At 63.5% G+C, this 2,025-nt stretch carries 1 protein-coding gene; it reads right to left on the bottom strand.

Annotated features, from left to right (window positions below; genetic code table 11):
* Positions 1–603 precede the first annotated feature (603 nt).
* Positions 604–1,734 carry a nucleotidyltransferase domain-containing protein gene (locus R1101_RS28140; protein ID WP_198420319.1) on the bottom strand — a complete coding sequence of 377 codons (1,131 nt, stop codon included), beginning with the start codon at positions 1,732–1,734 and terminating at the stop codon, positions 604–606.
* Positions 1,735–2,025 lie beyond the last annotated feature (291 nt).

Genomic DNA, 2,025 nt, shown 5'->3' with positions numbered 1-2,025 from the left:
AGCGGGCGAGAACCTCGGCGGAGGCGAAATGCGCCTTCTCGGTCCATAACAGGTCTTCCTCGAGGGCTTCGAGCTCCTGCGTGGCGGCGGCGAGCAAGGCACTGAGGTGATCGGCATTCTCAGTCATCTACGGCTCTCTGTAAGTCGCTGGGGCGGTTGTCCCGCCGTGTTCGAGGCATCTTGGGGGTCGCATAGGGGTGGAGCACTTGGGCTTGAGAGAAGCGATCGGTCCGGTCGGGCCCATCGCCGTGCCAGATGCCGGTGGCGCACCACAGCTCGTAATAGACGAGCCACTCCAGTGCCCACGGGACAAAAGTCTCGACGAAGAGCATGTGGCGCTTCCAGTCGCCTGGCTCCGCCACACACAGGCTCCCGTCGTCGTAGACGTGTGGAAGCCGTCCGGTTTCATCAGGCCGAAGCGGAGGGTCTGTGACGTAGATCGACGGTGTCCTTGCATGGTCGGCGATCAGCTGCAGGGAGTAGGCACGGCTGATCTGTAGGGGCTGGAGGCGTGCGGTCCACGTCAGGCGTCGTGCTGTCAGACTGACTGTGCTGTCGGGGAAGCTTCGTCGTAGCCACAGGGCTTGGAGAGCGAGGCTTACATTAGCGTGGACCGCCGGCAAAGCTGTGCCTCCTCACGCGGCGCGTGGCGGCCGAGTCCGGAGCGACGCGCAGTCCACTGTTGGTATGCAGCCGCAGTGATCCGTCGTCCCGTGCGCTGCGCAGGTCGCCGGCGAGAGTTTGCACGGCCCCTGTGGCGAAGCGGCTGCCGAATGCTTCCTTGAGAAACGGGATCGTCTGGTCCAGACCAGATTTGGTTTCCAGTCCGCTGAACGTCGTCGCGGCGGCGTCAAGCCATTCGAAGAACCGGGCGGCCCGCTGCGGCTCGGTGGCCCAGTACTCCGTGAAGTTCTCGTCGGGCTGGGCCGGGTTGGGCAGGCTCCAGTGACCGGCTTCCTCGTGGAGGTGCTCCGGCATCGAGGCGACGATCTGGCGCAGTACCTGGTGCAGGTCCGTCCCACCCCGATAGGCGTGCGCTGCCAGTGTCGTGAGGACGATCGAGGAGGGTCGTTGGTCGGGTCGATCTGAGAAATGGATGTCTCGGTGGCGCTTGAGCGCCTGGACTGCTCTTTGTAGCACCGATCGCTGCCGCCATTCGGGTACCTGCTGAACCTCGAGGCGTTTCTCCTCCATCTCATGGCTAGCCATCAATCGCCGGCGTGCCTGTGTGCGGAACCACTCGGCGTATCCCAAGGGGTTGGAGGGAAGCCAGCGGTGGACGTCCTTGTCGGTGATGAGCAGGTTGTCGCCCGCTGCCTCCGTGTTCGGGATCGCGGGGAGCACGTCCATGTGCATGCCTGGCCATGTGAGCGTCCAGCAGCGAGAACTCTCCTCGACCTCGGGGAAGTCGCTTACCGCACGCGTCGCGTAGAGCCGGACTGCGTTGCCGACTTCGTCCTTGAGCTCTTCCTGCGAGATCGAGGTCTTGGTGATGTCGCGTACCGCGACGAGGTCGATGTCGATGTCGTCGTTTCGGTTGACGTTACGTACAACGGTTCCGAGCATGAACGATCCCTGCGCGAATACCTTGTTGGCTCCACGGGTGGAAGCCCATCGCTCATCCAGGACCACGCCGAGTTCCTCGTACCGCTGCACGACAGCGTCGCGTTCTACGGAGGTGATGTCCAGCTCGCGCAGGCCCCCAACTAGCAGTTGGTCGAGGTCACTCGGCATCGCGTGAGTGGTTACCAGAGTCATACCTGTAGGTCCCTCTCGGTGATTTATGCGCCTGCTGGGTTTACGGGTAGGGAGAAGGCCGCGGCCGGTCCGAAACACGTTGGATGATCACGTCCTTGCACTCATTTCAGACACGACATGTTGTGTTTCCAAGCTCTCGGCAGCATTGACCCAACGACTAACCGACCGCGACAGGGGAATGGGACGCCTGACCCGGTGGGACGGCGGATACGCCCCTCGGCCGCCGCCTGCGCCAGCAGCTCGTGGTCCTGCGTGCAGGCCTCCGGC

This window comes from Rhodococcus sp. R1101, from assembly GCF_000278445.1.
Lineage (GTDB): Bacteria > Actinomycetota > Actinomycetes > Mycobacteriales > Mycobacteriaceae > Rhodococcus > Rhodococcus gordoniae.
The sequence above is the reverse complement of the archived record's forward strand: the minus strand, read 5'-3'. Positions and strand labels throughout refer to the sequence as shown.